Genomic DNA, 26,571 nt, shown 5'->3' on the forward strand with positions numbered 1-26,571 from the left:
TTTTCTATTTCAAACGAAAACAGATCTGTATACAAAAAAAGAGGCGCTGTCCCGGCTGGGATGGCTGCCTCTTTTTGTAATAAATGAAAAATCTCTCTGTTTTTAAACTCACCGGTTGTCGAAAATCGCAAAACAACATAACAAAATGTAGTAAAAAGCAGGATAATACCAACAGTAAATAAATTTACAACGATTCTACTATTCTTGTATTGTTTTTTGGGTTTCTCCGGTATCGGCCAAAAGCTTCACGCTGACTTCAAAGGTTTCCCCTTGCTTGCCCAGTGAACCCGGACGATAAATCGTTACCTTTAAAGAATCCCCCGCTTTGTGAAGCCCCAATTTCTGATATAATTCTGCCATAGTGGAAATTTGAACCCCTTCCACTTTGGTAATAATATCGTTGGCTCTTACCTTCGTTCCCTGAAAAGAACTGTCCTCATCCACACGAACGATAATCACCCCGCGTGGCCATCCCTGCACCTGTGCCTGTAAGTCAGACACCTGATTGGCACCAATGCCCAAGCGTGCCCGGCCGGAAACATATCCGCGCAAAATAAGATCATCCACAATGTTCTTGGCTTTGGTAATGGGAATGGAAAACCCCATGCCCTCATATCCTTCTGCCACCAGTTTAGAAGTATTGACACCAATCACCTGACCGTGCATATTCAGCAAAGCGCCACCGGAAGCACCGGGGCTGATAGCGGTATCCGTCTGAATATATGTCATGTTTCCTGCGTCGCTGTAACCCACCGAACGGTTCAGTCCAGAAACGACTCCCCGGGTCAAAGAACTGGCAAACGTCATGCCGCCGGGGTTCCCAATGGCCAGCACCCAATCGCCCACTGCAATGGCATTGGAATCACCAAAAACAGCAACCGGCAAACCGGATGCGTCAATTTTCAGAACTGCCAAATCGGTAGTTTTATCAAACCCAACCACAACGGCGTTATACTTCTTGTTATCGTGCAGAATAACATGCACCTGAAGATTATTCTTCGTATCATTGATCACATGAGAATTGGTAATAATATAGCCATCCGTGCGGCAAATAATCCCGGAGCCGGAGTTCTGCCCTTGCTCTGTCAGGCACACCACTCCTACTATAGAAGGGGAAACTTGATTATAAATCTCTCGGGCGCTGTGCTCCATCTCAGTGGGCAACGGCGTAATTACAACACCGGTAAACTTGGGATCCACCGCGGCTCCGGACGGAGCTTTCACCGCATCATCTGCCGCGTCAATCGGCGGCACACTGGATTCAGGAGAAGGCTCATAAGGACCCTCATCCGGCCCCGGTTCCGAAACAGATGGGGTTTCCGGTGCAGGGGCCAAGGCGGAATAAACACCAAAAGAAAAGAAACCCAGCACAAAAACCGCTCCCAGAACCGCCAAAGAACCCACAAACAGACGATATCCCCGATTCTTCGGCGGCCTCGGGGAAAAATCCGGCTGCGGCGGCTCAGAATAAGGAGCCTGACCGTAAGGCGCATAAATTCGCTGCGGCGGCACCCCAAAAGGCTGCCTTCTCTGGGAATCCGATGGATATCCATAGGGCGGGGTTGGTGACGGATGCGCAGGCGGGGTCTGATTTTGCTCCTGCGTTTCTGGAATTTCAGATGGCTGTTCCAAAGGAATCGACTGGGGTTCCTTTGGATGTTCCGGTACGGATGAGTCCGGTTGTTCCGGCGCAGAAAGTCTCACAGACTGTTCAAAAGGAGTAGCCTGCCGTTCCGGCTCCACCTGATGAACCGGCTCCGGGTGAACCAGTGTTTCTGCTTTTTCTGGCACAAAAGAGCTTGCAGACTCTTCAAAAGGAACCGCCTGCCGTTCCGGCTCTGCCTGATGAACAGGTTCTGCAGAAACCAGCGGAGTTTCCTCTGTTTTCGGCGAAAAAGAGCTTGCAGACTGTTCAAAAGGGGCAGCCTGCCGTTCCGGCTCCACCTGATGAATCGGCTTCTCTTCTTTTTCCTCAAAAGAAAAACTAGATGGGTTCTGCCGCACAGAAGATTCCTCCGTATTCTTCGGCGATTCTTCTTGCCGCCAAAAGGTATGTTGTTCTTCTGCTTTGGGTGAGTTTTCCTCTTTCAGGGAACGTCCCACACTCTCTAAAAAATCCCGGGGAAAAGAAGAATCCTCCTCCGGTTCCACACCCGAATGTTCCTCTTTTGAATCAGGTCTTTTCCATTCAAAATCACTCATGCTCACAAGCCCTCCAGAAAAAATTACTGCCCCTTTGGTTCCTTTTTCTCTTTGGATATTTCCTTGAAGGGAGCATCCTCCGCTTCTATTTTTAACTGTTTCTCTTTGTTCTTCGGCAGCCAGAACTGGAATTTGCAATATTCATTTTCTACGCTGGACACTGTAATTTCACCACCGTGCAAACCAATAATAGTACGCACAATATATAGGCCCAGCCCCATTCCGTTTTTATCCTGACTGCGGGATTTATCCGTTTTATAGAAACGTTCAAAAATCATATCCACTTCATCCGGAGGAATTCCCGCGCCACTGTTCTTCACGCTGACAATATCTTTATCCGGCTTATCTTCCACATGAATTTCAATGTAGCCGCCAATGTTTGTAAATTTTACGGCATTCTCAATTAAATTATACAACACCTGATGAATCATATCCGGATCCCCGTCTACAAACAGGCTTTCCGCATCTTCCAGTCCACGAACTTCCAGATGTTTTTCTTCAATCGCTTTTTCAAATGAAAGCAAAGCGGACAAAATTGTATTGGTCAAATCAAACCGGCCCGGCCGAAGCTTTAGCTCCCCGTTGTCAATCCGGGACAAGTCCAGCATGGTTCGTACCAGCCGAGACAGCCTTTTGACTTCGGTAGAAACAATTTTCAGGTAATGCTCCTGCTTTTCCGGCGGAATGGTTCCATCCAGAATGCCATCGATAAAACCCGCGATTGTTGTCATCGGTGTTTTCAATTCGTGGGACACATTGGCAATAAAATTACGGCGCACCGTTTCACCGGACGCAAGAGAGGCCGCCATATTATTAAAAGCCAAAGCCAGCTGGCCAATTTCATCATTGCTGGTAACCGGTACCCGCACGGCAAAATTCCCTTCGCCAAAGCTGTGTGCCGCCAAAGACATATCATGCAAAGGCCGCACCAGCTGATACGAAAACAGCCACACCAGCGCAAAAGACAGCATAAACACCATCACGGCAGCAAGCAAAAACATTCGCAAAGCTTCTGTTCGGTATACCTGCAGCGAATAGATATTCGAAGCGGTAAAAACTGCCCCAATGCTGACGGATACTCCGTCCTCTCCCTTTACCTGTATGGGAACACCAACAATATAATGGGGCTGCTGATAGATATCCCCCAAGGTTCCGGTTCCAAGATATCCACCCCGAAGAGCCTGAGCCATAATTTGCGCTTCCACATCTGCGCCGCCGACATCGCCCCCGCCCGCATAGGCAGAAAGAAGCCGCACCCCATTTTTATCGGTAACAAAAATGTCTGCATCAATATTCACAGAAAAGGCCGAAATAAACGCCTGCATGCGCTTTCCGTCCACCATATACTGGTTATCCTGAATCATAATAACGCTCTCTGAGGCTACGCTGGCCACGCTCTGAGCATTTTTGCTGAGCAAATCCCGCTTTTCATCCTGCCAATAGCGAGAGATAAAGCTGATCATCACCACGCCCAGAAAAATAAAACTGACCAGAATAATCAGCAGGGTGATGCGCAAATATTTTTTAAACAGCGTTTTTCTCACGCAACCAGACGTCCTTTCCCAGAATTAATCTTATTCCTTAACCTCAAATTTATAACCAACACCCCATACGGTTTTCAAAGCCCATCTGTCCGAAACGCCTTCCAGCTTTTCGCGCAACCGTTTTACATGTACGTCAACCGTGCGGGAATCACCGTAATAGTCAAAGCCCCAAACCTCATCCAACAGTTGATCTCGGGTGAATACTCGGTTCGGATTGCTTGCCAGATGATAAATCAGTTCCATTTCTTTGGGTGGTGTATCCACCTGCACGCCCTTTACCCGCAGCTCATAGTTGGTCAGGTTGATAGAAAGCTGATCAAATTTCACTTCTTTAATTAATTCGTCGGTATTCTGGCCCATGCGGCGAAGAACCGCTTTGATGCGGGCCACCACTTCCTTGGCCTCAAAAGGCTTGACCACATAATCGTCAGCACCCAGCTCGAGCCCAAGAACCTTGTCAAACACTTCGCCCTTGGCTGTCAGCATAATAATCGGGCACTGCGACTTTTTGCGAATTTCTCGACAGACCTGCCACCCGTCCAATTCCGGCAGCATAATGTCCAGAAGAATCAGATCCGGGTTTTCCGAATCAAAAATATCCACTGCCCTTTTTCCATCATTGGCAATTGCCACATGAAAGCCTTCTTTTTCCAGATACAGCCGCAGCAGTTCGCAGATGTTCTGATCATCGTCTACCACAAGGATTTTTCCTGCCGCCATTGCGATTCTCCTCCTGTAAAAATAAATAGGTATAAAAACACGCGGGCCATCTTGCCAAACCAGACTTTACGCGCATGGTATTCCAATCATTATTGTACTAAACCGGGACGAAAAAAGGATGAATATTTTATAAAACTTTTTTTCTCAACCTTCCTTAATCATTTGAAGATAAGGCAAGGCGGAATACCCCAAACGACAGTACAAATCTCGTGCCCGCTCATTATCCGGCTCCGTTTCCAGCCGCAGGCGCCTCACCTGCTTGCCCAAAAGCTGATCCATCTGCATCAGCACCTTGCTTCCGAGCCCTTTGCCCTGAAATTCCGGGCGCAGATACAGTTCTTCTACCCACAGCACCAAGCCGCCTGCTTCCTGCGAAAACGTTTTCGACAAAAGCACATATCCGGCCGTTTTTCCTTCTTCCTCCAGAATATATGCCTTGGCATATTGATCCGAGCGCATCAGCTCCTCAAAAGTTGCCTCACAGTGCTCCTTGGGAATATCATGCACAACCGCATCTGAAGCGTAAAATTCTCCCGTCATTTCCAAATATACATCTTTATCTTGCTGCGTCAATTCACGCATCATCTGAATCACACTCTCCGTTCTCTGTCTCTTTTTATCGTATCCAATCAGGATTTTTCTTCCTGTTCAGCATAGCATATTCTTTCGTTTTGGGCAAATTCTATTCCCGGCTTACGAATAGTATTCCTATTCACCTTTCTTTCTTCCCGCTTTGTGTAAATTTGCTTGCAGGAAGCGTCGGGGAATGTTACACTATAGTGTATGGCTATACGGGAGGAATTACCGATGGAAAAGCTAAAAAAAGCATGGCGGTTCCTGACTTCGCCGGAAATGCTTTCTTATCTGGTGTTCGGGGTCCTGACGACACTGATTAATATTTTGCTGGCTGGCCTTTTATATGATGCCCTTCACTGGAATTTGTATGTTGCCAACACGCTGGCCTGGGTGGCTTCCGTTGCCTTTGCCTTTATCACCAACAAGCTGTTTGTGTTTCAAAGCAAAAGCTTTGAGCCTTCTGTCCTGATGCATGAATCCATATCCTTTTTGGGGGCACGCCTGTTTTCTTTGGGTGTCGATACCTTGGGAATGGGGCTTTTGGTGCAGTTGTTTCATTGGAATTTCTGGTTGTCCAAGATCCTGATGAACGTGATCGTGGTCGTCCTGAATTATATTTTTAGCAAGCTGCTTATTTTCAACCAGAAAAAATAAAGGGGCGCAGCCAGCGTCCCGAAATCGGAGGATGAATTATGTTAAAGAACAGCGAAAAAACCATGGATAAAGTTGTCGGCCTATGTAAAAACCGGGGATTTGTCTATTCCGGCTCTGAGATTTACGGCGGATTATCCAACACTTGGGATTATGGCCCGCTGGGAGTGGAATTTAAAAATAACGTGAAAGCGGCGTGGCGCCAGAAGTTTGTTCAGGAAAGCCCCCATAACGTGGGGTTAGACGCTGCAATTCTGATGAACCCGCAAGTATGGGTGGCCTCGGGCCATGTGGGCGGATTTTCCGACCCGCTGATGGACTGCCGCGACTGCCATACCCGCCACCGTGCCGATAAGCTGATTGAAGATAAAGGCGGCGATGCCAACGGCATGACCTTCCAGCAAATGGCAGACTATATTCAGGAGCACGAAATTACATGCCCCGGCTGTGGTGCGAAAAACTTTACGGATATCCGCAAATTTAACCTGATGTTTAAAACCTTTCAAGGCGTTACCGAAGATGCTAAAAACGAAATCTTTCTGCGCCCCGAAACCGCTCAGGGCATTTTTGTAAACTTTGCGAACATTCAGCGCACCACCCGCCGCAAAATTCCTTTCGGCGTTTGCCAAATCGGCAAATCTTTCCGCAATGAAATCACTCCCGGAAACTTTACCTTCCGCACCCGTGAGTTCGAGCAGATGGAACTGGAGTTCTTCTGTAAACCAGGCACCGATTTGGATTGGTTCTATTACTGGAAAGATTTCTGCAAAAACTGGCTTTTGAATCTGGGACTCAGAGAAGAAAACTTGCGCCTGCGTGACCATGAAGCAGAAGAGTTGTCTTTCTATTCCAAAGCCACCACCGATATTGAATTCCTGTTCCCCTTTGGCTGGGGTGAGCTTTGGGGAATTGCAGACCGTACCGATTACGATCTCAAACAGCATCAGGATCATTCCGGCAAAGCGCTGGACTATTTTGATCCGGAACTGAACGAGCGCTATATCCCCTATGTGGTAGAGCCTTCCCTCGGCGCAGATCGCGTGGCTCTGGCCTTTTTAGTGGATGCTTACGACGAGGAACAGCTGGGTGAAAATGACAGCCGCATCGTCATGCACCTGCATCCGGCGCTGGCGCCTTATAAGGCGGCCATTCTCCCCCTTTCCAAAAAGCTGGGCGAAAAAGCGCAGGAAGTTTATGCACTGTTAGCCAAACACTTTATGGTGGAATATGACGATGCCGGCTCCATCGGCAAGCGTTACCGCCGCCAAGACGAAATTGGCACTCCCTTCTGCCTGACGTATGATTTTGAAAGTGAAGCCGATGGCTGTGTCACGGTTCGCGACCGCGATACCATGCAGCAAGAACGCATTTCCATCGACAAGCTGGTGGATTATATTAAAGAGCGCTTGCAATTCTAATTGATTTTGTAACGCATTCGTTTACCCCTGTGGCAGCTTGCCACAGGGGTGCGCTTTTATCCTTCGCAAATCAACAGTGTCCTGATAAAGATCATGAGGGCTCGCATTATAAGATTAAGGTACCGTATTCTTTCAAACGGTTGACGGAGGTTCCTATGCTGGGCGCAGTGCTTTACTATACCATAAACACTCTACCTGTATTGATCTGTTTGTTTCTGGTTTTTCTATCGTTTTCCATCTATTCCAGCCGAAAAAAGAACAGCAAATTAAACTGGAAATCGCTATTAATCCAATATGTATTTACCGCATATTTGGTTTTGGTCTTATCTATCGTCGGTGTCACATCCCTTCTGTTTTTCCTGCGAAACCCCCAGTACTTCAGGACATCAAACATAGATGTAAATCTGATTCCCTTTGTGAACATACGCTCCGACTTTAGTCAATACCTTGCAAATATTCTTTTATTTGTACCGTTTGGCTTTCTTTTTCCTCTGCTCACTCCAGAAAATCGTCCGTGTTCCACCCTGTTATGGGGAATCGGCTTTTCCTTTTCCATTGAATTTCTGCAGCTTTTTTCCCTGCGCACCACAGACATTAACGATCTGATGATGAACAGCCTGGGTGTCCTATTGGGGTATCTTTTCTTTTCTATTTTACAAAGAACTCGTCTTCACGCTGGATTTCAGGCATTTTCCACTGATCTCTACAAGAAAAAATGGGAACGAAGTTATTATTTTCTGCTGGCATATGGATTTCTGTTTCTCTATGATTTTTTCACTATGCTGAGAACAAAATAAAGACCTCACATGATCAGAAAGAATATCCCCTTTCTAAAATGATTTTCCCTATGTAAAACAGGATATCCCTGGCTCAAAAAGTACAAGCCAAAGCACGAACCATTTCCTCACATGCGAAAAGAGCGGCAGAATGTAACGTTACATTCTGCCGCTCTTTTGGCGTTGTATTTTATTTTACCCAATCACCATTCCACCGTTGACCCCCAACACCTGCCCGGTAATAAAATCGGACCGGCTGTCTGCCAAAAAGAACACGGCTTCCGCAATGTCGCGGCAAGTTCCCACCACCCCAAGCGGGGTTTCCTCACAAAGCTGTTCCAGGGTTTCCGGCGATAAGGCACAGTTCATTTCCGTATCAATCACACCGGGCGCAACGCAGTTAACCTGAATTCCAGATGGCCCCACTTCTTTGGCCAAGGCCCGGGTTAATCCAATCAGCGCAGCCTTAGCGGCAGAATAGTGTACTTCGCAAGAGCCGCCAATCTGCCCCCACATGGAAGAAACATTGATAATTTTGCCCCGGTGACGATGAATCATTCCACGAAGCGCACATTGACTGCAATGAAAAGCCCCGTCTACATGCACGGCAAACATCCTGCGCCAATCATCTTCCGTCAAATCGGTAAACAGCTTTTGCTGGGCAATGCCTGCGTTGTTTACCAACACATCCACATCCCCGAACCGCCCCTGAATTTGTGCAAACATCTGCTCCACCTGTTTGCGATCAGACACATCAGCATGAATGGGCAAAATCCGCTCCCCGGCAGAAACGCCCAAACATTCTTCCAGCGCTGCCGCCAATTCTTCCGCCTGCTTTTTGCTGGTATGATAATTCAGTGCCACCCGGCAGCCTTCCAACGCAAATCGGCGGGCAATTTCACTGCCGATTCCGCGGGATGCCCCGGTCACCAACACGGTCTTTTCCATTGTTTTCTCCTATCCCTGCCATCCTAAAAAATGAGATTACTCAGATATATTACATATTTCCGGTCAAAAGCATCAAAGCAGAGAGTGCAGCTACCGGCGCGGTTTCTGTACGAAAAATCCGGGGTCCCAAGGTTGCCACGTGGGCACCTTTCTGCTGGGTCAATTCCACCTCGCTGGTTTCAAATCCACCCTCCGGCCCGACAAACAAAGAAATCCGTTTTTCCTGTTCCACTGCAAGTGCCCTCAGGCTCTTCCCTTCCCCTTCATAAAAGAACAGCAGCCTGTCCCCATCCGCCACAGCCTGATCCAATGCCTTTGCAAAGGGGGTAATAGCCATTACCTGCGGCACAATTCCCCTGCCACACTGCTTGGCAGCTTCCAGTGCAATTTTCTGCCAGCGTTCCACCTTGCGGCGGGCAGCTTTTTCATCGGGCCGAGAAATACATCGGGCACTAAACACAGGCACAATCCGGCAAGCGCCGCTTTCCACCGCTTTTTGCACCACCGTGTCCATTTTATCGGCTTTGGGCAAAGCTTGGTACAGTGTAATAAATACCGAAGGCTCCCCCGCGCTGAGCTGCTGATCCAGAACCCTTACCTGTGCCCGTCCGCTTTCGGTCTTTATTAAAACACAGCGGTAATCTGTCCCCTGGCCGTTACATAGAGTCAGTTCCTCCCCTTCGCGCATCCGCAGCGACTTTACAATATGAGTTCCATTTTCCCCGTCAACCCAAGGCTCATCGCCCAGTGCACAGAAAAAATCAATAAAAAATCTTGGCAAAATACTCTCACTCTTTCCGGCTGAATGCCCTAGTCTGATCCCAATGGTTGGTTAAAAAGATCCGCTGGCTCCATATCCTTCTCTCGAATTCCAGATGCCTGCGGCAATTCCTGCTATTTGGTTCCCAGAAAAGGGCGCCTTTGCGCGGCAAAGATGCTTTTATATTCCCTTCGGTTCCCCAGTATTTATGAATTTAATAAACCTATAAACCAGCACACAGCCATACAAAAGGCAACCACAGGCAACCCATGGTGTGCAACCAGTAAATAGTCAAAAACACAATGAATGCACTTATTATATTCTACCGATAAACCCAAAGTCAATGCCATAATTTGAAAAAAGGTTCGGCGGTCAAATTCCGCCGAACCTTTTTTGTGGAACAGAAACAGAGGATTATCCTAAAATTGTTTTAAGATCTTGTTCCGGAGTTGAAATGGGGGTCAGTCCAAAGGTTTCTACCAGAACATTCAGCACACCGGGAGAAACAAAGGCGGGCAAAGACGGCCCTAACAAAATGTTCTTAATTCCCAAGTGCAGAAGGGACAGCAGAATGCAAACGGCCTTCTGCTCGTACCAAGACAGAACTAAGGTCAGCGGCAAGTCGTTTACGCCGCACTCAAAGGCTTCTGCCAAAGCCACCGCCACACGAATGGCACTGAAAGCATCGTTGCACTGTCCCATATCCATCAAACGGGGCAGACCGGCCACTTCGCCCAGATGCATGTCGTTAAAGCGGTATTTTCCGCAGGCCAATGTCAGGATAATGGAGTCCTCGGGGGTTTGCTTTACAAAGTCGGTATAGTAATTACGCCCGGGTCTTGCTCCGTCACAGCCGCCCACCAAAAAGAAGTGGCTGATTTTTCCATCTTTCACCGCCTGAATTACATCGCCGGCCACCGATAAAACCGTGCCGTGACCAAATCCGGTGGTGACATCTTTGCCGCCGTTGATTCCGGTCATCACATGGTCTTCGGGATACCCGCCCAGCTCCAGCGCTTTTTCAATAACCGGAGTAAAGTCTTTGTCATCGTCAATATGCACCATTCCGGGATAGGCCACCACTTCAGTGGTAAAGATACGGTCGCGGTAATTGTCCTTGACTGGCATCAGACAGTTTGTGGTAAACAGAACCGGCCCGGGAATATCTAAAAATTCCTTCTGCTGGTTCTGCCAGGCGGTGCCGAAATTACCTTTCAGATGCGGATATGCTTTCAGCTTGGGGTACCCATGAGCCGGCAGCATTTCACCGTGTGTATAAATATTAATTCCCTTGTCTTTGGTTTGTTCCAGCAGCAAATACAAATCATGCAAATCATGCCCGCTGATGACAATAAAGGGGCCTTTTTCAATGGTCAGCGGAACCGTGGTGGGAACGGGAGTGCCATAGCTTTCTGTATTGGCCTTATCCAGCATTTCCATACATTTCAGATTTACACGGCCCGTTTCCAGAACCAACGCCAGCAGCTCATCGCCGCTCATATTTTCGTCGCCGATAGCAGCCAGCGACCGCACGAAGAAATCGTTCACTTCGTCGTCGGAATATCCCAGCATCAGCGCATGAAACGCATATGCGGCCATCCCGCGAATTCCAAACAGAATCAACGACTTCAAAGAACGGACATCCTCGTTATCCTGCCAAAGTGTGTTCATGTCAAATCCCTGTTGGGGAACGGTTCCGGGCAACAATTTATGCTGCTCTTTGCGAATTCTTTGGGTGTGCTGCTCAATGGACTCATTGTCAAAACTAACATTGGTAATGGTGATAAACAGTCCTTCAATCAAAAGGCGGTAAGCAGCATCGGGCAGTTTCTTCCCGTTTGCCGCCTGACAGAAGTCCACCATTGCTCCGGTCAGTCCATCCTGAAAATTGGCGGTATCATCCTGCTTACCGCAAACACCTGCGCGTCCTGTGCAGCCTTTTCCTCCGGCTGTCTGCTCACACTGAAAACAAAACATCATTGCAAATCCCTCCGTTTTTCTGTTTCTTTCTTATTCAGACTGCGGAAAAACCACAGTCAAAAGCATTTTAAATTGCTTCGGCGCATAAACAGCGTGGGGCTTTTGTGCCGGCATAATTAAAAACTGCCCGGATGTTACGGTATGTTTTTCTCCGTTTACGGTAAACTCGCCGGTTCCGTCCAGTACATATACCATGGCATCGCCCTTAGAATCGTGGGTACTGATTTCCTCCCCCTCAGCAAAAGCAAACAAAGTCATGCTCACATGTGGATTCTGTGAAATCGTGCGGCTTACAATTTGCCCCGGCAGATAAGAGACCTGATCGGCCAGATTTTGAACCGATTCCGGATCCAAATTTTTTATAATTGCCACTACCATCCCAGCTTTCTTTTTAAAATTTGAATAGCAGCTTGTTCTGCACCCGCTTTCTAAAGTTATTATATGTAAAAACCCCGTATAAATCGGTTGCTTATGCAACAAACTATAAATTTTTTATTTTTATAAAAAAACAGGTTCCCTTCGCCGAAATTCGACGAAAGGAACCTGCTCTATTGCAGCGGTGCTGTTAACCGCTCATTATAATTTGAATAAAAAAAGATTCAGCGACTTGCCCTGGCTTCCAGCTGCTCATAGCGGAGTTTTGCATCGAACTCAGCCTTTTCAAACAGCGTCTCAGCACGATCCGGGAAAGCACGGGTCAAAGCACTGTAACGAACTTCACCCATAATAAAGTCACGATAGCTCTCTGTGGGAGCCTTGCTGTCAAGCTGGAAGGGGTTCTTGCCCTGATCCGCCAAACGGGGATCGAAGCGGAAGTTGTGCCAGTAACCGGCCGCAACCGCTTTCTTCTCTTCCTGCTGAGAAACAGTCATGCCACCCTTAATACCATGGTTAATGCAAGGTGCATACGCAATGATAAGGGACGGGCCGTTGTAGCTTTCTGCCTCGTGGAAGGCTTTCAGGCACTGATTGTAATCTGCGCCCATGGCCACGTGAGCCACATAAACATAACCATAGCTCATGGCGATGGCTGCCAAGTCTTTCTTCTTAATGGCCTTACCTGCCGCCGCAAACTGTGCCACAGAACCGGTAGGAGTTGCCTTAGATGCCTGACCGCCGGTGTTAGAGTACACCTCGGTATCGAACACCAGAATGTTGACGTTCTCACCGGTAGCAATCACATGATCCAGGCCGCCAAAGCCGATATCATAAGCCCAGCCGTCGCCGCCAAAGATCCACATGGACTTCTTGGCCAGATAATCTCTGTCGGCCAAAATCAGGTTTGCCAGTTCGCCCAGCTCGCCGTCTTTCTTTCCGTTTTCCAACAGGCTCAAAAGTGCCTGAGCGGCCTTTTTGTTTTCTCCGCTGCTGGAAAGGGTATCCAGATATTTCTGTGCCGCTTCCTTCAGCTCAGCAGATGCTTCACTCAAAGTCAGAATCTTTTCAACATATTCTGCCAAACGGTTGCGCACAGCCTTTTGTCCCAATGCCATACCCAAACCGAACTCGGCGTTGTCCTCAAACAAAGAGTTTGCCCAAGCAGGACCATGGCCCTCACGGTTTACAGTATAGGGAGTTGCCGGTGCAGAACCACCCCAAATAGAGGAGCAGCCGGTGGCGTTGGCAATAAACATCCGGTCGCCGAACAGCTGAGTTGCCAGCTTGGCATAAGGTGTTTCACCGCAGCCTGCGCAAGCGCCGGAGAATTCCAACAGCGGCTGACGGAACTGGCTTCCCTTAACGGTGGTATCCTTAAACTTCTCGAATACTTCCGGTTTGTCAGAAAGAGTTCTGCCATACTCAAATACTTCGGCAACCGGCAGCTGGGTGTCAATGGGTTTGAGAACCAAAGCCTTGTTGCCCTTCATACCGGGGCAAACCTGCGCGCAGGATCCGCATCCGGTGCAATCCAAAGTGGAAACCGCAATCGAGAATTTCAATCCCGGCAAGCCATTGAGATCCTTAGACTTGGTGTGGGCCGGAGCCTTTGCCAGTTCCTCAGGAGTCATAACCAGCGGGCGAATTACCGCGTGGGGACACACATAAGAGCAGAAGTTGCACTGAATGCAGTTTTCAGGCTGCCATTCGGGCACGTCCACTGCAATACCGCGTTTTTCATAAGCCGCACTGCCCTGAGGCACGGTGCCGTCGGCGTAGTTCTTAAAGTCTGCAACGGTCAGTTTGCTGCCGCGGAAGGAGTTAACGGGGTTAAGAATGTTCTTAACATAATCGACCAATTCGGGGCGATCTCCCAGAACCGGCACTTCAATGTCATCATCCTGTGCAGTCTTCCAGCTCTCGGGAACCGAAACCTCGTGTACGTCGGTAGCGCCTCTGTCAATCGCGGCATGGTTCATGGCAACAATCTTGTCACCCTTGGCGCTGTAAGACTTGGTCGCAGCATCTTTCATAAATTGTGCTGCCTGCTCAATGGGAATGATGTTGGCAATTTTAAAGAAAGCAGCCTGCAAAATGGTATTGATGCGTCCGCCCAGACCCAGTTCTTTACCGATTTTAATACCGTCGATAATATAGAAATGGATGTCGTTCTCCGCAATGTATCTCTTCATTTTACCGGGCAGGCGGTGCTCCAGCTCTTCTACACTCCAGGGGCAGTTCAGAAGGAAGCTTCCGCCTTTTTTCAGGTCTTCCACAATGTCATATTTGTGCAGATAAGAAGGATTGTGGCAGGCAACAAAGTCAGCCTGACTGATATAATAGGTGGATTTAATCGGCTTATCACCAAAACGAAGGTGAGAAACCGTCAGGCCACCAGATTTTTTGGAATCATAATCAAAATAACCCTGCGCATACATGTCGGTATGATCGCCAATAATCTTAATGGAGTTTTTGTTGGCACCAACCGTACCATCTGCGCCCAGTCCCCAGAATTTGCAGGAATGGGTTCCCTTGGGAACGGTATTCACACGCTCTGCATTGGTCAAAGACAAGTGGGTCAAATCATCCACGATACCGATAGTAAAACGTCTTTTGGGGGTCTCGCTCTGCATATTGCGGTAAACAGCGATGATATCATCCGGTGTGGTGTCTTTAGAACCCAATCCATAGCGGCCGCTATAAACCGAAACACCGTTAAAGTCGCTGTCTGCCAAAGCAGCCAGAATATCCAGGAACAAAGGCTCACCGATAGAGCCGGGCTCTTTGGTTCTGTCAAGAACAGAAATTCTTTTCACACTCTTGGGCAGAACATCCAGCAGATATTTTGCCACAAAAGGACGGTACAGATGAACTTTCACCAGACCTACCTTTTCGCCGGCAGCATTCAGGTAATCAATTACTTCTTCGGTACAGTCACAAACCGAACCCATGGCAACAATCACTCTGTCTGCCTCAGGATGTCCATAATAGTTAAAGGGTTTATAATCGGTACCGATTTTCGCGTTGACCTGATTCATATAGTCAACCACAATCTCCGGCACAGCATCATAATAGGGGTTGGTGGCTTCACGAGCCTGGAAGAAAATATCACCGTTCTGGGCACTTCCGCGCAGTACAGGATGCTCAGGGTTCAGTGAACGGCGGCGAAAGCGGCTCAGAGCCTCTTTGTCCAGCATATCGTCCAGATCCTGATAATCCCACATCGCTACCTTCTGAATTTCATGAGAGGTGCGGAAACCGTCAAAAAAGTGGAGGAAAGGCACTCTTCCACGGATAGCAGCCAAGTGTGCCACAGCACCCAAGTCCATGACTTCTTGGGGGTTATTGGAACACAGCATTGCAAAACCCGTTTGACGACAAGCATAAATATCCGAATGATCACCAAAAATAGACAACGCATGGGTTGCCAGGGCGCGTGCGGAAACATGAATTACAGAAGGCAACAGCTCACCAGCCATTTTATACATGTTTGGAATCATGAGCAACAGCCCCTGAGAAGCCGTATAAGTGGTGGTCAACGCACCTGCTGCAAGAGAACCGTGTACCGCGCCGGCCGCACCGGCCTCGGACTGCATTTCTGTTACCTGGACTTCTCTGCCGAACAGATTTTTTCGTCCGTTAGCGGCATACTTGTCCGTCTCATCCGCCATCACAGAGGAAGGCGTGATCGGATAGATGGCGGCAACATCCGTAAACGCATAAGAAACATGCGCTGCAGCGGTATTACCATCTATGGTTTTTGTTTTTCTTGCCATGTAATATTTCCTCCTTTAAGGATAAATGATTATGGTGAGCGAGCATAAGACTTGCACGGTCGCGCATCCATCTTTGCCTCGTTACATTTTATCATTTTTTTACAATAGTGTAAAGGCTAAGCAGCCCCATTTTCGGGGATTTCATTGCATGAAAAGACAATTTCAAAAAAAGTGTTACGGAATGAGGAAAAAAACTGGTACAATCTGCAAACAGCCAGATTTACTCATTTTGGGGTCAATCCGCCCAAAAATGGCGCACTTTGCAACACTATATCTCTCTTTCTGAGCCGCACCTCTTCGCAGAAAGCGCTGCCCAGCCGCAAGCTGTTTGACACATTCGCGTAAAATAAGATACAATAGAAAATAATTGAATCTTTTAGAAATCAATTGAATCCTTTTTGGCGGAAACACAATACTATTCTACATTTGAAAGGGGAAAAAATACATGCCTCCCGAACCTGCGGGCATATTATCCGACGCGCCCATGCTTTTGAGCGCGCAAACCACCGCTGTCGCTTCAGACTTTAATCCGTTTATCTCGCTGCTTATTCTGTTCCTTCTAATTTTGGTGAATGCATTTTTTGCGGCTTCTGAAATTGCTGTTATTACGCTTAACGACAATAAAATCAGAAAAATGGCCGAAGACGGCAATAAAAAAGCGGAAAAGATCCTAAAGCTGACAGAAAACTCCAGCCGGTTCCTTTCTACCATACAAATCGGGGTTACACTTTCTGGCTTTCTGACTTCTGCCTCTGCATCACAAAGCTTTGCCTACATTTTGACAGAAAAGCTAAGCTTTTTACCTTTTTCTTCGTCCATGATTCAGGGCATTTCAACAGTTCTGATTACCATTGTGTTGTCTTACTTTTCTTTGGTTCTGGGCGAACTGGTTCCGAAAAAAATTGCCATGCAAAAGGCCGAAGCGCTTACTTTTAAATTTGTGGGGATATTAAGTGCAACTGCCTCGATATTCAGTGTGTTTATTTCGTTCCTAACGCTATCCACCAACTTTGTACTAAAGATTCTGGGCTTTGACCCCAACTCTTCAGAAGACACTGTTACTGAAGAAGAAATTCTGATGATGGTGGATGTTGGCGAAGAAAAGGGCCTGATTGTGGGCAGCGCCAAGGATATGATAGAAAATATTTTTGATTTTTCTGACACAACAGTGGAAGAAATCATGACCCACCGTACCGACGTAACAGCGGTGGAAGACACCAGCACGGTACAAGATGTGGTAAACCTGGCCATTGAGGAAGGCTATTCCAGAATGCCGGTATTCCATGAAGATCTAGACACGGTTCTGGGCATTATTTATGTAAAAGATCTGCTGAAATATGTGGGCAGTGAAATTAACGGCGATGTAAAGATCACCGACTTGATGCGCCCGGCTTATTTTGTTCCGGAAACACAGCGTTGTACGGAACTGTTTGCCGAAATGACCGAGAAAAAGGTGCAAATTGCTGTAATTGTAGATGAATACGGCGGTACATCGGGTATTATTACACTGGAAGATTTGCTGGAAGCAATTGTCGGTAACATTCAGGATGAATTTGATGACGAAGAGGAAGAAATTCGCCGGGTCAGCGACAACAGCTACACCGTAGAAGGCAGTACCTCTATTGATGAAATATCCGACTTAGTAGGGGTTACCTTACCGGAAGGCGATTATGATACCATTGCCGGCTTGGTGGTGGAAAAAATCAGACGAATTCCCAAATCAGGCGAACATCCTGTGGTTCGGGTGGAAAACCTGACACTAACCGTACAGGAAGTGGAAGAGAATCGTATTTCCCGGATTTTAATTGTGAAAGATCTTCCTGTAAAAGAGGAAACTCCCCCGCCGGAACAAAAAGAAAAAAACAGCTTGTTCCGAAAAGAATCCGCCAAGGATACCGGGCCCTCTTTTATTGACACTGAATTATAATTGATTGATTAAAAAAACACCGTTGACTCCAAGCGTGAGTCAACGGTGTTTTTCACATATTAAAATTAGATTGTTTCCATGTAAAAGTGCATCAAGAAGTAAAATAGCTCAGATTTCTGGCTGCTACTCCGCCCTGTTTGACTCCTGCAGTCACCATCACCCGAATGGAGGAGTGAACTCCCCGTACGGAAGAAAAGACGGTAGTGGGATCATTGCTGGCCCGGTGCGCAGTAATGCGGTAATACACATCCACCTGTCCGTTGCCCCTGTCTACCCGGCGCAGCTCCCGAACCGATGCAATATGCGGGCGGCTGGAATAGGTGTTAACCTCATTGGCAGAAGCGCCCTGCAGCGTTACCTTATAGTCATAAATATTACCCGGCGCAAACTGATAAGAAAGCGTATCAATCATAACCCAACCGGTCGCTGGCTGTACAGTCAGCGTGTAGCTGGTGCTGGATCCGTTGGAAGACGTCACTGTAATTACAGAAACACCGGTGGAAAGTCCCTGCACTTTATATTGGGTTCCGCCATTAACAGCGGTTCCGCCCCCAATCACCTGTGCCACCGTCGGATTTCCAGAAGTCACCGTAAAGGTTCCTGTGGTTGGTTTCTGAATCAAAATCGATGCAGTAGCGCCAATCCCTACGGTTCCGGTATATGCACTAAGCTGTACCGAATCGGATGAACTGCTCCCCGAACTGGAAGAGCCGGAACCGGACAGGTTCAAATTCGTAGGAGTCAGCACATAAGTACCGCCGGTGGAAATGCCAAACCGAAACTCACAATCCTTATTCATCTTATATTTGCTGTTCGTTACATAAGCCAACTTCGAACCACTTTGCTTATACAGGAAAAAGGAATTTTTCTTGGCATACTCCAGCTCATCATCATAAAAAACCGGATAACCGATTTTTTCGTCATCATCACTTTCTTTGTCCACCGGAATAATCAGTTCTGTGTTCTGAGGCAATTCGGTGGTGTGCTTCATCTGCACCGCCGCACTGTTCACCGTAATCGGGTCTGTCAGTTTTAAAGGGCTGACCGAAGTGGTTTTCAGCGCTAAATTAATGTCAGCCATCTTATCCATTTTCCCTTTGTGAAAAACCCAGGCATATTCCATGCCCATATCGCTGCCATTTTCCGAGCCATTGTTAGAAAACACCTTAAACGTTGCTTTCCGGCCCGTTTTCTGAATAACCTGTAAGGTAGACTGTGGAACTGTAATCTTGCTCATGTCCTGCACCTGTTTTGAAGTGCCGTCAAAATGCAGCTCCACCACTACATCTTCCCGTTCATTGGTCAGAACATATTCAATTTCTGAAAGCTGTTTGGTCGTAAAACTATAAGTAGAAGTATACTTAATATCACTATATATCAGCTCTGTTGTCGCTGCCCTTGCCACCTGTAAGGGTATAGCCGACAACGTGAGTCCCAGCGATAAAGCAACCGCCAAACTCTTTTTCCACAAACCGCGCATTGGCTCAATTCCTCCTTATCGGCGACGCCTCACACCGCGCCGCAAATTCCCTGAATACTATCACAAATTCCCTATTTTTCCCTTTCATTATAAACAAAATCTAACCGGCAGTCAAGGTGATTGATTCTTTCCTCGTTATGTCAATAGATTCGTAATCATAAAACTAATCCGGCAAAACGATACAAATTCCATTGATTGACATCGGCCAAATCAATATGCTATGATTTGGGCAAGAAGCCCGCTATACCGACATTTTTTGTCGGAACAGTCTTCAATATTACCGGGAGGATTTGTTATGAAGAGAACCAAACCTTTAATGCTCTCTTTTCTGTCAATTGTCTTATTTCAGGTATTGTTTTTTACCACGCTGATTTTTTTATATCACATTATTCAAATTGCCCCGCCCTACATCAAACCCATTTCTTATGAATATTATAAACAGCTCATCGAACTCCCCTTTGTGCCACAGGACTATTTTTTTACGAGTCTGGTTCTGATACTGAACAGCCTGTTTTTGGTGTGTTTTGTGTCGATGATCACCTACATTTTGGTCACACGGGATCTGCGCCGGGCCGTGGGCGGAAAAAACTTTATTTTCTCAATTCTCATCGGTATTTTGGCGTATGTAATCTGTCTTTTGCTGATTCGATTTATAGCAGAACACTATCGGCTATATATGATTTTAATCCCCAACCAGATCCTCTCCCTCATGCTGCTCTATTATCTGACTGTAATTGGGCTGCACAAACTGTTTCGAAAAGATGCTGACGAGTCGGAGGAATCGGCAGAAGCCTTGGGTTCCTCTGTCAGTCAGGATACCGCCCCCATTCCAGAAATCCCAAATTTCAACCCGGATCTTAGTTCTGTGCCAACCGAAGAACCAATGGAAGATCAGGAAAACTCCTTGCCATAAAATAAATAGCGCACCCTTTTATTTCATCCGTTGAAGGAATCAATCTGGATACTCCGAATTCAGCCTGACAAAAAAACAAACAACCACCGGCATGGCCGGTGGTTGTTCTGTAATAAAAAAAACACCCTTCTGCACTGGTCAGAAGGGTGTTTCTCTATTTAAGAATTGATGGGAGAAACTCCAATCAAATCAGCTCAATAATTGCCATCTCGGCAGCATCACCGCGGCGGGGTCCGATTTTTGTAATGCGGGTATAACCGCCTTTACGATCGGCATATTTGGGGCCAATCTCTGAAAACAGCTTATGGGTTACGTCTTCCTTTGTAATAAAGGCAAGCGCCATGCGCTGATTGTGCAGATTGTTCTCCTTCGCCAGGGTAATCAGCTTCTCTGTCAGGGAACGAACTTCCTTGGCACGAGTCACTGTGGTCTCAATTTTGCCGTTTTCCAGCAAAAAGGTAACCATCCCTCTCAGCATAGCAGTTCTATGAGCAGTATCTCTTCCGAGCTTTCTGGTTCCAGGCATCGAAATATCACTCCTTTTACCTTAGGTTGCAAGTTTTTTGCTAAAAAATCATTCGTCGTCCTTGCGCAGGCTAAAGCCAAGGGAAGCCATTTTCCAAACAACTTCCTCCAGGGATTTACGGCCCAAGTTGCGAACCTTCATCATATCCTCTTCGGATTTATTGATCAGATCCTCCACTGTGTTAATGCCGGCGCGCTTCAGGCAGTTAAAGGAGCGAACGGAAAGATCCAACTCTTCGATGGTCATTTCCAGTACTTTTTCCTTGCCCTTTTCATCCTTTTCCACCATAATCTCGGTGCTGCTGCCCTTATCAGACAGGTCAACAAACAGATTCAGGTGTTCCGTCAGCACCTTGGCAGCCAAAGAAACTGCCTCTTGAGCGCTGATTACGCCGTTTGTCCACACTTCCATGGTTAACTTATCATAATCAATACTTTGACCAACGCGAGTATTTTCGACATTGTAATTTACTTTCAGAACCGGGGTATAAATAGAATCGACCGGAAGTTCACCAATCACGCTGCTGTTGCTGTTCCGCATATTCGCTTTATTCCGTTCAGCGGGAACATAGCCGCGGCCTCTATCCAGAGTCAGCTCCATATACAGCTTGGCGCCATCAGACAGCGTTGCAATATGCATATCGGGATTTAAAATCTCAACTTCACTGTCACATTTAATGGAATTAGCTGTCACTTCGCCGGGGCCCTCCACGCTGATTTCAACAGTCTTAGGACCGTCACAGTGCAGCTTGGCAGTTAAGCCCTTAATATTCAGTACGATCTCGGTGACATCCTCTTTCACGCCGGGGATTGTGGAAAACTCGTGCAGAACACCATCCAGCTTAATCGAAGTAACAGCCACACCGGGCAGGCTGGAAAGCAGCACGCGCCGCAGGCTGTTGCCAAGGGTAGTGCCAAATCCACGCTCCAGGGGCTCCACGACAAATTTGCCGTAGGTTCCGTCACTGGATAAGTCTTCTGTTTCGATTTTTGGCTTTTCAATCTCAATCATCAGCGAACCTCCTTCACACATAAGCAAATTGCTTTGCCGTCATGTACACTAGCCCTGCACAAAGGCATTACTTGGAGTACAACTCAACGATGAGAGTTTCGTCAACTGCCAGGTCAATGTCTTCACGCTGGGGCAGTGCCAGAACTTTTCCCTCCAAGGTGTTACGGTTCAGTTCCACCCACTTGGGCACGGGACGGGAAGCGTTCGCTTCCAGCACAGCCTTGATTTTCTCGCTGCTGCGGCTGGACTCTTTAATCGAAATGACCTCACCTGCTTTTGTCAGGTAAGAGGGGATATCCACACGCTTGCCATTGATGGTGAAGTGTCCGTGAACGACCAGCTGGCGAGCTTCCGCACGGGAGCTGCCCCAGCCCAGACGGTACACAACATTGTCCAGACGGCTTTCCAAGACGGCAAGCAAGTTGTCGCCTGTTTTTCCTTCGATGCGGGTAGCCATGTCATAATAGCCTCTGAACTGGCTCTCCAAAACGCCATAAAAACGCTTGGTCATCTGCTTTGCACGCAGCTGCAGACCATACTCAGAAGTCTTTTTGCGGCCCTGGCCATGCTGACCCGGGGCATACGCTCTGCGGCCTACTCCGCACTTATCTGTGTAGCAGCGTTCGCCTTTCAAAAACAGCTTTTGGCCTTCGCGGCGGCACAGCTTGCACACAGCCTCTGTATATCTTGCCATAATAAGGTTGCACCTCCTAAAAAATCGGTTTGGGTACTAGACGCGTCTTCTCTTGGGCGGACGGCATCCGTTGTGGGGGATGGGGGTAACGTCTTTAATCATGCTGACTTCCAGCCCGGCGCCTTGCAGCGCACGGATGGCGGCTTCGCGGCCGGCCCCCGGCCCTTTCACAAAAACCTCTACCGACTTCATACCGTGCTCCATCGCAATTTTAGCGGCTGTTTCCGCTGCAGACTGCGCGGCAAAGGGGGTAGATTTTCTGGAGCCTCTAAAGCCCAGCTCGCCGGAGCTGGCCCAGGAAATCGCGTTGCCCTGCACATCGGTAATGGTAACAATTGTATTATTAAAAGTGGACTGAATATGCGCAGCTCCGCGCTCAATGTTTTTGCGTTCGCGGCGTCTGCGGACTGCGGTATTTTTCTTACCGCCTTTTTGTGCTGCCATCTGAGTGATCCCTCCTGACTTAGCTTATTTCTTCTTGTTTGCCATGGTTTTTCTGGGTCCCTTACGGGTACGGGCATTCGTCTTAGAACGCTGTCCTCTTACGGGCAGGCCCTTACGGTGACGAATTCCACGGTAGCAGCCGATCTCAATCAATCGTTTGATGTCAAATGCCACGTCACGGCGCAGATCGCCTTCCACACGGCAACTACGGTCAATATATTCTCTCAGCTTGGCAGTGTCATCCTCGGTCAGATCCCTAACGCGGGTGTCCGGGCTAACGCCGGTTGCTTTCAGAATATCACTGGCGGTCTTGCGACCAATTCCAAAAATATAGGTAAGCCCAATTTCAATGCGTTTATCTCTGGGCAAATCGATACCTGCTATACGCGCCATACTGGTTGCACCTCCATAAGATCAAATTACGCCATCAACCCTGGCGCTGTTTATGCTTGGGATTTTCACAAATCACCATGATTTTTCCCTTGCGCTTGATAACCTTGCATTTTTCGCAGATTTTCTTTACAGAAGGTCTTACTTTCATTCTGTGCGCCCTCCTTGATGAAGTCGTTAACAATCGGATTTATCTTGTTTTATTTAGAACGCCATGTAATACGTCCGCGGGTCAGGTCATAGGGCGACAGCTCTACGGTAACCTTATCGCCGGGCAGAATGCGAATAAAATTCATACGCAGCTTGCCGGAAATATGCGCCAGTATTGTATGGCCGTTCGGCAGCTCCACCTGAAACATCGCATTGGGCAGAGCTTCTGTTACGGTACCTTCAATTTCGATAACATCTTGTTTTGACATAATTAGCATAACCTCCTCTTGCAGAAATCAACTGTTTTGCGAAAAGCTCCGCAAAGCACAGCGGATTTCACGGTTGGTGTTCATCGAGTCCAACAGGGTGTTCGTCGCGGCAAGGTGAATCGGGTTTTTTTTCTTTGGTTTTTCCAAGGTGCGGCGTTTGCCATCGCAAATAATGACTTCACCTGCGCCGGAATCCAGCACGACGAAAAACTCGCCCTTGTCGCGTCCTCTCAGCGACCGGACAACAAGCCCTCTAACAAAATCCATCCTGATTCCCCTTAATCCGGTAAGGTCAAAATGACAGGACCATCGGCGGTAATCGCAATTGAATGCTCATAATGAGCAGCCAGCTTACCGTCCGTAGTAACGGTGGTCCAGCCGTCAGATAATGTTTTGACGGTATGCACTCCGGCATTCACCATTGGCTCAATAGCTATTGTCATGCCAGGCAACAATCGCACGCCCCGGCCGGGCGAGCCAAAATTTGGTACACTAGGATCTTCGTGCAGCTTCGCGCCTACTCCGTGGCCGACAAAATCGCGTACCACCGAGTAACCGCGTGCTTCGACATAGGATTGCACCGCGTGACCGATATCGCCAACCCGGTTTCCCGCCTTGGCAGCGGCAATTCCCTGGTACAAACTTTCACGGGTAGTATCCATCAGACGCTGGGCTTCAGGTGAAACATCGCCACACGCAAATGTGTATGCGTTATCACCGGTAAAACCCTCGAAGAAGGCCCCGATATCAATGCTGACAATATCGCCTTGCTTCAAGATCTGATCCTTTTTAGGTATGCCGTGGATAACCACTTCGTTTACCGAAATACAGGCGCTGGCCGGAAAGCCGCCGTATCCCAGAAAGGAAGGTTTTGCACCTTCACTTTCGATATAACGGCGAACAATGCGGTCGATCTCCCAGGTGGAAATCCCTGGTTCGACCGCTTCGCCTGCCAGTTTTAACGCTCTGGCTGAAATTCTGCCGGCAACTCGCATGGCGGCGAGCTCTCGGCTTGTTTTTAGCACTATCATGGTTGCGCCTCTATAATGGAGAGGATTTTACGAGTCGTAGCCTCGATACCATCTTCTCCCTCCACAATAAACAGTTTTCCCTGCTGTTGGTAATATTCCTTCAGCGGTTCTGTCTGCTCATGATAAACCTTCAGCCGCTCCTTCACTGTTTCGGGTTGGTCATCCTTGCGCTGAATCAGGGTGCCGCCGCATTTGTCGCAAACGCCTTCTACCTTGCTGAGTTTGTACTTCACATGGTAGATAGCGCCGCAGCTGTCGCAGACACGGCGTCCGGATGTTCTGATGATAATATACTCATCGGCAACCTCAATATCAAGGACTTTGTCGATGGGAAACCCCATTTTATCCAGAGCCTCGGCCTGAACAATGGTTCTGGGGAAGCCGTCCAGAACAAAACCGTTTTTGCAGTCCTCTTCTTTCAGCCTTTCCTGAATGATCCCGATAACGGTCTCATCAGGAACCAGCTGGCCGGCATCCATATAAGACTTTGCCTTTCGGCCCATTTCAGTGCCGCTTTTCAGCGCTTCTCGAATTATCGTTCCCGTAGAAATAGCGGGAATGGACAAACGCTCGCAGATTATTTCCGCCTGCGTGCCCTTGCCGGCGCCCGGAGCGCCAAGAAGTATGATTTTCATAACCCTTCCTTCTTTCCCTATCTTATTTCAAAAGCTTACCTGTCAATCAAGAAAGCCCTTGTAGTGGCGCATCATCATCTGAGATTCCATTTGCTTCACTGTATCCAGAGCAACGCCTACCAAAATGATAAGAGAGGTACCACCCAACGACAGGTTATGCATACCGGTTGCCGCACCAAACAAAATGGGAAGCAAAGCAATGGCAGCCAGGAACAAGGCACCAATCAAGGTAATCTTGGAAAGGATCCGCGCAATGAAATCGGAGGTTGGCTTGCCCGGGCGAACTCCCGGGATAGTGCCGTTGCTTTGACGAAGATTATTGGCCATTTCAATCGGATTATACTGAATTGCTACATAGAAATAAGCAAACATAATAATCAAAAGGAAATACATGACCGAATACATCCAACCGGTGCTGGAAAACGCATCCAAAAAGCTTTTCCAAAACCCTTTTGTCGGGTTCGTAAACAGCTGGATGGTGCTGGGAATGGAAAGAATTGAGCTGGCAAAGATAATGGGAAGAACACCGGACATAGCCACTTTCAGCGGAATGTGGCTGGACTGTCCGCCGTACATTTTACGCCCCACCATACGCTTGGCGTACTGAATGGGAATACGGCGTTCGGAATTGTTCATCAGAACAATCACCCAAATAACTGCCAGGAACAAAATCACAAACAAAGGCACAAACGCATAGAATTTGCCATAGTTAGCCGGATCCTGATGCGCTGTCTGCAAATATTTGCCCAGCAAATTGATGGTATGCGGCAAACGCGCCACAATGCCCGAAAACAGCAGGATAGAGATACCATTTCCAATCCCGTATTTATTGATTTGTTCACCCATCCACATCAAAAGGGCAGTGCCCGCAGTAAAGGTGAAGATGATAACAAATGCAGAGAAAATCTGCTCCCAGCCCTTGTTAAACATCGTAATCGGAGCTCCCTCAAAGGAACTGTTATACAGGTAAAAATAGAACGCGGTACCCTGAACTAAACCGAGCACAACAGTGCCGTAGCGTGTAATGGAAGCAATCTTCTTACGGCCCTCCTCGCCCTCCTTGGCCAAACGCTCCAAAGGAGGTAAAGCCACGGTCAGCAGCTGCATAATAATGGAGCTGTTAATGTAGGGAGTAACGCTCATGGCAAACAGGGTGGCGTTCGCAAAAGCGCCGCCGGAAAGCATGTCTAAATACCCCAGTGCATTGCCGCTTTCCCCTATTTGACCCATTAACCCCTGCAGGGCTTCGACGTTCAGGAAAGGCACCGTAATAACGGAGCCAAACCGGAACACCACAATAATGAACAGTGTAAACAAAATCTTTTTTCGCAGATCGGGAATGGCCCAGGCGTTCTTCATTGTGGTAAGCAAT

General features: G+C 47.8%; 26 protein-coding genes. 5 read left to right on the top strand and 21 right to left on the bottom strand.

What is annotated here, in order from left to right; translation table 11 throughout:
• Positions 1 to 198: 198 nt before the first annotated feature.
• The 4 genes from C1A02_RS05865 to C1A02_RS05880 all read right to left on the bottom strand — a co-directional run bounded on the left by C1A02_RS05865 (position 199) and on the right by C1A02_RS05880 (position 5,051).
• The gene (locus C1A02_RS05865; protein WP_101697273.1) at positions 199 to 2,202 is read right to left on the bottom strand and encodes a S1C family serine protease; all 2,004 of its coding nucleotides are present in this window, start codon (positions 2,200 to 2,202) and stop codon (positions 199 to 201) included.
• A 23-nt stretch (positions 2,203 to 2,225) separates the two neighbouring features.
• Positions 2,226 to 3,746: a HAMP domain-containing sensor histidine kinase gene (locus tag C1A02_RS05870; protein WP_101697274.1), complete on the bottom strand. Its 1,521-nt coding sequence runs from the start codon at positions 3,744 to 3,746 to the stop codon at positions 2,226 to 2,228.
• A gap of 30 nt (positions 3,747 to 3,776) precedes the next feature.
• A complete protein-coding gene (locus C1A02_RS05875; protein ID WP_101697275.1) occupies positions 3,777 to 4,466 on the bottom strand; it encodes a response regulator transcription factor in 690 nt (229 codons plus the stop codon).
• Positions 4,467 to 4,610: 144 nt separating this feature from the next.
• Positions 4,611 to 5,051 carry a GNAT family N-acetyltransferase gene (locus C1A02_RS05880; protein ID WP_101697276.1) on the bottom strand — a complete coding sequence of 147 codons (441 nt, stop codon included), beginning with the start codon at positions 5,049 to 5,051 and terminating at the stop codon, positions 4,611 to 4,613.
• A 222-nt stretch (positions 5,052 to 5,273) separates the two neighbouring features.
• Between C1A02_RS05880 and C1A02_RS05885 the strand changes: the two genes are divergently transcribed.
• The 3 genes from C1A02_RS05885 (at position 5,274) to C1A02_RS13925 (ending at position 7,908) form a co-directional block, all read left to right on the top strand.
• Positions 5,274 to 5,696 (top strand): GtrA family protein, encoded by a 423-nt coding sequence (locus C1A02_RS05885; RefSeq protein ID WP_101697277.1) that lies wholly within the window; start codon positions 5,274 to 5,276, stop codon positions 5,694 to 5,696.
• A 38-nt stretch (positions 5,697 to 5,734) separates the two neighbouring features.
• Entirely contained in the window at positions 5,735 to 7,111 is a 1,377-nt protein-coding gene (locus C1A02_RS05890; protein ID WP_101697278.1) for a glycine--tRNA ligase, read from the top strand.
• 155 nt (positions 7,112 to 7,266) lie between these two features.
• Positions 7,267 to 7,908, top strand: a complete 642-nt coding sequence (locus C1A02_RS13925; protein WP_101697279.1) for a VanZ family protein — start codon at positions 7,267 to 7,269, stop codon at positions 7,906 to 7,908.
• 174 nt (positions 7,909 to 8,082) lie between these two features.
• Here C1A02_RS13925 and ymfI read toward each other — a convergent pair whose 3' ends face one another.
• The 5 genes from ymfI to nifJ all read right to left on the bottom strand — a co-directional run bounded on the left by ymfI (position 8,083) and on the right by nifJ (position 15,729).
• On the bottom strand, positions 8,083 to 8,835 hold the full coding sequence (gene ymfI, locus C1A02_RS05900) for an elongation factor P 5-aminopentanone reductase (RefSeq protein ID WP_101697280.1): 753 nt from the start codon (positions 8,833 to 8,835) through the stop codon (positions 8,083 to 8,085).
• Between the two features lie 49 nt (positions 8,836 to 8,884).
• Positions 8,885 to 9,616 (bottom strand): 16S rRNA (uracil(1498)-N(3))-methyltransferase, encoded by a 732-nt coding sequence (locus tag C1A02_RS05905; RefSeq protein WP_101697281.1) that lies wholly within the window; start codon positions 9,614 to 9,616, stop codon positions 8,885 to 8,887.
• A 393-nt stretch (positions 9,617 to 10,009) separates the two neighbouring features.
• The gene (hcp, locus tag C1A02_RS05910; protein WP_101697497.1) at positions 10,010 to 11,572 is read right to left on the bottom strand and encodes a hydroxylamine reductase; all 1,563 of its coding nucleotides are present in this window, start codon (positions 11,570 to 11,572) and stop codon (positions 10,010 to 10,012) included.
• Positions 11,573 to 11,605: 33 nt separating this feature from the next.
• Positions 11,606 to 11,953, bottom strand: a complete 348-nt coding sequence (locus C1A02_RS05915; RefSeq protein WP_207204875.1) for a cupin domain-containing protein — start codon at positions 11,951 to 11,953, stop codon at positions 11,606 to 11,608.
• Between the two features lie 221 nt (positions 11,954 to 12,174).
• Positions 12,175 to 15,729, bottom strand: coding sequence for a pyruvate:ferredoxin (flavodoxin) oxidoreductase (gene nifJ, locus C1A02_RS05920; RefSeq protein ID WP_101697282.1), 3,555 nt, complete (start codon positions 15,727 to 15,729; stop codon positions 12,175 to 12,177).
• Between the two features lie 445 nt (positions 15,730 to 16,174).
• On the opposite strand from nifJ, the gene C1A02_RS05930 reads away from it, so the two are divergent.
• Positions 16,175 to 17,656 carry a hemolysin family protein gene (locus tag C1A02_RS05930; protein WP_101697284.1) on the top strand — a complete coding sequence of 494 codons (1,482 nt, stop codon included), beginning with the start codon at positions 16,175 to 16,177 and terminating at the stop codon, positions 17,654 to 17,656.
• A 91-nt stretch (positions 17,657 to 17,747) separates the two neighbouring features.
• On the opposite strand, the gene C1A02_RS05935 is transcribed toward C1A02_RS05930, so the two are convergent.
• Positions 17,748 to 19,136 carry a hypothetical protein gene (locus C1A02_RS05935; protein WP_101697285.1) on the bottom strand — a complete coding sequence of 463 codons (1,389 nt, stop codon included), beginning with the start codon at positions 19,134 to 19,136 and terminating at the stop codon, positions 17,748 to 17,750.
• A gap of 295 nt (positions 19,137 to 19,431) precedes the next feature.
• Between C1A02_RS05935 and C1A02_RS05940 the strand changes: the two genes are divergently transcribed.
• Positions 19,432 to 20,049, top strand: a complete 618-nt coding sequence (locus tag C1A02_RS05940) for a hypothetical protein (protein ID WP_101697286.1) — start codon at positions 19,432 to 19,434, stop codon at positions 20,047 to 20,049.
• Positions 20,050 to 20,233: 184 nt separating this feature from the next.
• On the opposite strand, the gene rplQ is transcribed toward C1A02_RS05940, so the two are convergent.
• The 11 genes from rplQ to secY form a co-directional block, all read right to left on the bottom strand.
• A complete protein-coding gene (gene rplQ / locus C1A02_RS05945; protein ID WP_101697287.1) occupies positions 20,234 to 20,575 on the bottom strand; it encodes a 50S ribosomal protein L17 in 342 nt (113 codons plus the stop codon).
• A 48-nt stretch (positions 20,576 to 20,623) separates the two neighbouring features.
• Positions 20,624 to 21,586, bottom strand: coding sequence for a DNA-directed RNA polymerase subunit alpha (locus C1A02_RS05950; RefSeq protein WP_101697288.1), 963 nt, complete (start codon positions 21,584 to 21,586; stop codon positions 20,624 to 20,626).
• Positions 21,587 to 21,653: 67 nt separating this feature from the next.
• Positions 21,654 to 22,280: a 30S ribosomal protein S4 gene (gene rpsD / locus C1A02_RS05955; RefSeq protein WP_101697289.1), complete on the bottom strand. Its 627-nt coding sequence runs from the start codon at positions 22,278 to 22,280 to the stop codon at positions 21,654 to 21,656.
• A 36-nt stretch (positions 22,281 to 22,316) separates the two neighbouring features.
• Complete coding sequence (rpsK, locus tag C1A02_RS05960; protein ID WP_101697290.1) at positions 22,317 to 22,724, bottom strand: 30S ribosomal protein S11; 408 nt, start codon at positions 22,722 to 22,724, stop codon at positions 22,317 to 22,319.
• A gap of 24 nt (positions 22,725 to 22,748) precedes the next feature.
• Positions 22,749 to 23,117: a 30S ribosomal protein S13 gene (rpsM, locus tag C1A02_RS05965; protein WP_101697291.1), complete on the bottom strand. Its 369-nt coding sequence runs from the start codon at positions 23,115 to 23,117 to the stop codon at positions 22,749 to 22,751.
• 34 nt (positions 23,118 to 23,151) lie between these two features.
• Positions 23,152 to 23,265, bottom strand: coding sequence for a 50S ribosomal protein L36 (rpmJ, locus tag C1A02_RS05970; RefSeq protein ID WP_022264963.1), 114 nt, complete (start codon positions 23,263 to 23,265; stop codon positions 23,152 to 23,154).
• A gap of 49 nt (positions 23,266 to 23,314) precedes the next feature.
• The gene (infA, locus tag C1A02_RS05975; protein WP_101697292.1) at positions 23,315 to 23,533 is read right to left on the bottom strand and encodes a translation initiation factor IF-1; all 219 of its coding nucleotides are present in this window, start codon (positions 23,531 to 23,533) and stop codon (positions 23,315 to 23,317) included.
• 27 nt (positions 23,534 to 23,560) lie between these two features.
• A complete protein-coding gene (locus C1A02_RS05980; RefSeq protein WP_243577932.1) occupies positions 23,561 to 23,800 on the bottom strand; it encodes a KOW domain-containing RNA-binding protein in 240 nt (79 codons plus the stop codon).
• 11 nt (positions 23,801 to 23,811) lie between these two features.
• On the bottom strand, positions 23,812 to 24,564 hold the full coding sequence (gene map, locus C1A02_RS05985; RefSeq protein WP_101697293.1) for a type I methionyl aminopeptidase: 753 nt from the start codon (positions 24,562 to 24,564) through the stop codon (positions 23,812 to 23,814).
• Positions 24,561 to 25,199 (bottom strand): adenylate kinase, encoded by a 639-nt coding sequence (locus C1A02_RS05990; RefSeq protein ID WP_101697294.1) that lies wholly within the window; start codon positions 25,197 to 25,199, stop codon positions 24,561 to 24,563. Before C1A02_RS05990 ends, map begins: the two co-directional genes overlap by 4 nt.
• Positions 25,200 to 25,241: 42 nt before the next feature.
• Positions 25,242 to 26,570, bottom strand: a complete 1,329-nt coding sequence (gene secY / locus C1A02_RS05995) for a preprotein translocase subunit SecY (protein WP_243577933.1) — start codon at positions 26,568 to 26,570, stop codon at positions 25,242 to 25,244.
• Between the last annotated feature and the right edge of the window lies 1 nt (position 26,571).

The sequence above is a fragment of the Clostridium minihomine genome (assembly GCF_900240385.1).
Classification (GTDB): Bacteria; Bacillota; Clostridia; order Oscillospirales; family Acutalibacteraceae; genus Faecalispora; species Faecalispora minihomine.